Here is a 4,987-nt window from a genome sequence, read left to right on the forward strand (position 1 = left end):
GGCCTGTCCGGTCTGTACCAGCGCCAGGCCGCTGGCGCGCAGCTCGGCCGGCACCGAGCCGGCCGCGGCCGCCATGAGCACCCCGTCGGTCGCGGCGTAGAAGGCCCCGTGCAGGACGAGCACCGCGACCGGCAGGCCGGCTACAACCAGGCCGGCTACCGTCACCGGCCCGACCGGCTCTCCCGTTGCGTGCGTCGGCGCGAGCAGCAGCCCGTAGGCCACGAGCAGGCCCAGATGCCCGGCGAGGAAGACCCGCCAACGGCCGAACCGGTCGGCGGCGTGGCCGAGCGGCACGGCCAGCAGCAGGAACGCGCCCGCCGTACCGAGCGGCAGGAGCGGGAACCAGCGCTCGGACAGATCCAGACGTCGCTGTAGCAGCAGGTAGACAAAGGAGTCGCTGACCGTTGCCAGGCCCAGTACAAACGCGCAGCCGGTGAGCCGCCGCAGGTGCGGTCGGCCCAACAGAGCGAGCGCCGCGCGCACGGACACCGTGGCTGCCGCCGCGGCCGGCCGGCCTGTGGCCGGCGCCGGGGTGACCGCGGCACCGCTGGGCGGGGCCGGCGCCGGGACGCGTCCGGGAGCGAAGAGCAGGAGGACCAGCACACCCATGGTGGCGATGCAGAAGCTCACCACGAAAACGGCGTCGAAGCCCCCGGCAGCCGTCCGCAGGACGAAAAAAGCCGTGAGTGGACCCAGCAGCGCTCCGGTGGTGTCCATGGCCCGGTGCACGCCAAAGGAACGGCCCTGGGCCTCGGGCGGCGCGGCAAGTGAGATCATCGCGTCGCGAGGAGCCGTGCGCAAGCCCTTGCCCATGCGGTCGACGGCGAGTACAGCACCGATCAACGGCACGCTGTGGACGGCGAGCAGGGCCGGCTTGCACAGGGCGGACAGGCCGTACCCGAGCGCCGCGGTGGTCTTGTGCCGCCGGCCACGGTCGGCGAGGTGGCCGCCGACGAGGCGGACCAGTGCGCTGACCCCGTTGTAGACGCCGTCGAGCAGACCGAAGCCCAGCGGGGACAGACCCAGCTCGGCCACCAGGTACAGCGGCAGAACGGCGGTGACCATCTCCGAGGAGACATCGGTGATGAGACTGACCGTGCCCAGCACGAGCACCGTGTGCGGCACCGCCCGCAGCACGGTGCGAGCGGCCGGCCGGGCCACGGCGCGGGTGTCGGCGGCGGGCAGCGGGCCGAGGGTCCGACCCGGGTGTGGACCCGGGTCGGACGACTCGGACGCGGTGCGGGCGTCCGCTACGTACACGGTCTACTAGTTCCAGATACCGGTGATGTCCGCTGCGGTCGCGGCGTTACCCGCATGGGTGGTGAGGCCGCTGAGGTCCTCCAGCGTGCGTAGCACGTTGTAGTGGTTGTAGGTCGTCGACGAGCTGCCGCCCACGATGACGTGCTGCCCGTAGACCACGGTGGCGATGTGGTTGCTGCTGGAACCGTTGTCCTCGTCGAAGGTCAGGACAAGCAGGCTGTTGTGGGTCTTGGCCCAGGTGGCGTAGGCGCCGAGGTTGTTCTGCACCCACGTGTCACCGGTGGAGACCGAGCAGTCGTGCATGTCGTTGCACAGGTTCGGAACGACGAACGAAACCTTCGGCAATGTGGTGTAGTCGGTCGGGAACTGTGTGAACGTGTAGGCGGTGTTCAGCGGCACATTGCTGAAGGCGAACCACGGGTTGTGCTTGCGGGCGTACTTCGTGCTGCTCTTGGTGCACACCGTCGAACCCTGCGAGGGCAGGCCCTCGTTGTAACTGCCCCAGGTCAGACCCGCTCCGATGAGTTCGGAGCCGAGGTTGGCGGCGCTGCTGAACTGCGGGGTGTAGCAGCTGTCGTCGGTGATGCCCTGGGTGCTGCCGGAAAAGAGCGCAAGGTAGTTGGGCTGGCTGGGGTGGGTGATGCCATACGAGGACGAGAGGTTGGCGCCGCCGGCCTTCAGCGTGTTGTTGATGTACGGCGCGCTCGAGCTGCCGATAATCTGCGAGTAGGAATGGTTCTCCAGCACCACCACGACCACATGGTCGGGTGTGGGCAGCGCGGCGGCCTGCGCGCTGGCTGGCAGGAGACCGACGGCCGCGGCTGTCAGACCGGCGGTGGCACCGAGCGCTGCCAGCGCCCAGCGCGGGCGTCGCAGGCGGGCGGGAACGGACACAGCAGACCTCCGGAAAATGCCTCGGGGAACAACACGGGGGCGTCAACTGGGCGGGCGTCAGACTAAGCGCGCGGTTGCCATCCCGTCAGCAGACCGAACGTGACGGCCACGCAAACAGTTGTGTCGGCATGTGGCCCTGGCTGTTACCGACCTCATAGTCCGCTGTCCGGTATGCGCGGTTAATGCCTATAACGACCCGATCATGTATGGTCAGGGGTGGGCAGCTCATTCAGATTATCGAAACAACGCGCCAGCATGGTGCCGGGAATCGGCAATTACCATCAGCACGCGAAGTTGCCTGTTTTTCCCGCCACAGCAGGCGACGCGTACCTGTTGTTCATCATCGCGGAATACAGATTTTGCAACTCCGCCCTAATCTCGCCGACAGACTTCCGGTTCGTCACTGGCGAACCCGGTATTACGACCGAGGGACAAGGTGGAGGATGACACGCTTGCGCCAGCCGTTCAGCCGGCGGGCATACTTTCCAGCGTCCGGTCGAGCGGCCGGCGGCGCGACCACCGCTACCAGGGGCCGAGTCCGCAGCGCCGTGCTCACGCTGAGCACGATCACCGTGCTCGTGCTCGCCCAGCCGACGCCGGCACAGGCTGCCGACTCCACCCAGTACGGCGGCGACACCTCCCGCGGCCTCGGGGTCGCCATCCCGTTCAGCGGTTTCACCGACCGCAATGGGCAACCGGTCGCGATCTCGGGCGCGGTGGGCGCGGACCTCGTTCTCGGCTCGACCGCCCAGCCGTATCTGCCGTGCCAGCACTTCGATCCGCGGACGGGCACCGGTGACACCTTCGTGAATGCCTGCGAGGTCCGCGGAAGCTACGCCACCTACACGCGGTTCGCCGCTGGCAACGGCATTCTTTTCCCACATGGCTACTTCATGCCCGACACGCAGCCGGACCTGGTCGAGGGCGGCTCGCTGCGGACGGACTGGGGCGCGCGCACAGCCGGGCTCTCGCTGGAGTTCTACCCCGACGTCACCCGTGACCAGGAGTACGTGCACTCCCGTTTCTACGTCGACAGCTTCAACCACCGGGCGAACGGCTGGACCTACGCCGCCTATGTGGGAACCATCGCCCTCGCCACCCTCGCGGACCCGGGTACCGCCCAGATCACCGGTAACGTGACCAGAGGTGGGGCTCTGCCAGCCAAGAACGAGATCAGGTTCATGATCTTCGGTGGCGACGCGCGCTCGTCCGCGGGATACCCGATCTCCTCCTTTACGGTCACTTACAGCAGCGGCGGCGCCGACTGGACCAGCGGCGCAATGTACGCCGGGTCACAGCGGGTCACCGTCGACGACACCGCCACCGGACACCAGTGCATATACGATCTTCGTAAAATCACCGGTTCGGACAACCACCTGGATTTCGACGTCGCCCGTCCCGGCTTCGGCCGCAGCGGTGGACGGTGCAACTTCGCGTGAGAGCGCCCGGCCGCAGGGGCATGGATCAAGGGATGGTGTAGCGCTGGGGTGCCATTCGTGTTAATCACCACGACTGACGCCGGTAAGCGCTTAGCGTGGTGGCGTGAGGCGAATTGCCGCGGGACCGCGTGCTGCGAAGCTGGCCGCACGCCACCGGTACGGGTACAGGCGGCTGGCCACAGCCGTGGCCGGACTTTACCTCGCATGCGGACTCGTGATCCCCGCCTGCGACGCCCAAAATACACCGATCAGACCATCCACGGCCGCCGATTGTCGAGAACCTGGAGTAACCAAGGACCAGATCACGTTGGGGATGCTGTATCCCGACACCGGAAACGCGGCCTCGCTGTTCCTGCCCTTCCGCGCGGGTGTAGACGCCCGGCTGGGCGTCGCGAACAACGCGGGTGGAATAAACGGCCGCGAGGTGGTGTACACCTGGCGCGACGACGAGTCCCGAGCGACTGCCAATCTCGCCGCGGCACACAGCCTGGTCGACACCGACGATGTCTTCGGCATCATCGAGTCCACCTCGGTGGCCAGCGGGTCGGCTGCATTCCTGCACGACCGCGGGATACCGGTCACCGGCACGTCCCTGGAAACACCCTGGACGATCTATGACAACATGTTCAGCTACTCCAACCTGATTGCCAACGGCACGTCCATCAGTACCTGGGGGGACTTCGTCGCCGCTCACGGCGGTCACACCGCGGTCGTGGCCCAGGCGACCTTCTCCGCTACATCGCTGAGCGTCGCCGCCGAACTGACCGCAAGCCTGCGGTCAGCGGGTGTCCGTGTCGTGGCGACCCTCGACGTGACCGGCCCCATCGACGCCGCCGACATCGGGGGACGAATCAGGGACAGCGGGGCGGACGTCCTCGTCGGTGCCGTGACCGCCGCGTCCTTCGGCCAGGTCGTCGCGGCGGCCCGGGCCGCCCGGGCCGGCCTACGGGTCATCCTCTCCCCGACCGGCTATGATCAGAACGTTCTGCGCCTCTTCGGAACCACCTTTGCCGGCGTCTACCTCTTCGTCGACTACGCCCCCTTTGAATCCGACACACCCGCACATCGGGAATTTCTCCAGGCCGTGCCCTACTACGCACCACAACTTCAGCCACCGAACCAGCAGGCCGCGCTCTCCGGCTGGATCTCAGCGGACATGTTCCTTCGAGGACTTGCCGACGCCGGGCCCTGCCCCACCCGCCAGCGGTTCATCACCGGCCTACGTGCGGTGCACGACTATGACGCGCACGGACTGCTGCCCGCTCCCGTGGACTTCACCGCCGGTTTCGGTCAACTCAACCGTTGCTACACCTTCCTTCAGGTCAGTTCGGACGGGAAACGCTTCCAGCTCGTCCCGCCCACGCCACTGTGCGGCTCACGGCTCGGCTGACCGC

The 4,987-nt window shown here is 67.4% G+C and carries 4 protein-coding genes; 2 read left to right on the forward strand and 2 right to left on the reverse strand.

The features are described from left to right. Positions 1–1,260: MFS transporter (locus U9980_RS12095; protein WP_322767994.1), on the reverse strand; the 1,260-nt coding region annotated here is incomplete at its 3' end. Between the two features lie 6 nt (positions 1,261–1,266). Then, positions 1,267–2,154 (reverse strand): alkaline phosphatase family protein, encoded by an 888-nt coding sequence (locus U9980_RS12100; protein ID WP_322747136.1) that lies wholly within the window; start codon positions 2,152–2,154, stop codon positions 1,267–1,269. 443 nt (positions 2,155–2,597) lie between these two features. Here U9980_RS12100 and U9980_RS12105 point away from each other — a divergent pair, with 443 nt between their 5' ends. Further along, a complete protein-coding gene (locus tag U9980_RS12105; RefSeq protein WP_322767995.1) occupies positions 2,598–3,593 on the forward strand; it encodes a hypothetical protein in 996 nt (331 codons plus the stop codon). Positions 3,594–3,900: 307 nt separating this feature from the next. Continuing rightward, the gene (locus U9980_RS12110) at positions 3,901–4,983 is read left to right on the forward strand and encodes an ABC transporter substrate-binding protein (protein WP_322767996.1); all 1,083 of its coding nucleotides are present in this window, start codon (positions 3,901–3,903) and stop codon (positions 4,981–4,983) included. Positions 4,984–4,987 lie beyond the last annotated feature (4 nt).

This window comes from Protofrankia sp. Cr1, assembly GCF_963555865.1.
Classification (GTDB): Bacteria; Actinomycetota; Actinomycetes; order Frankiales; family Frankiaceae; genus Protofrankia.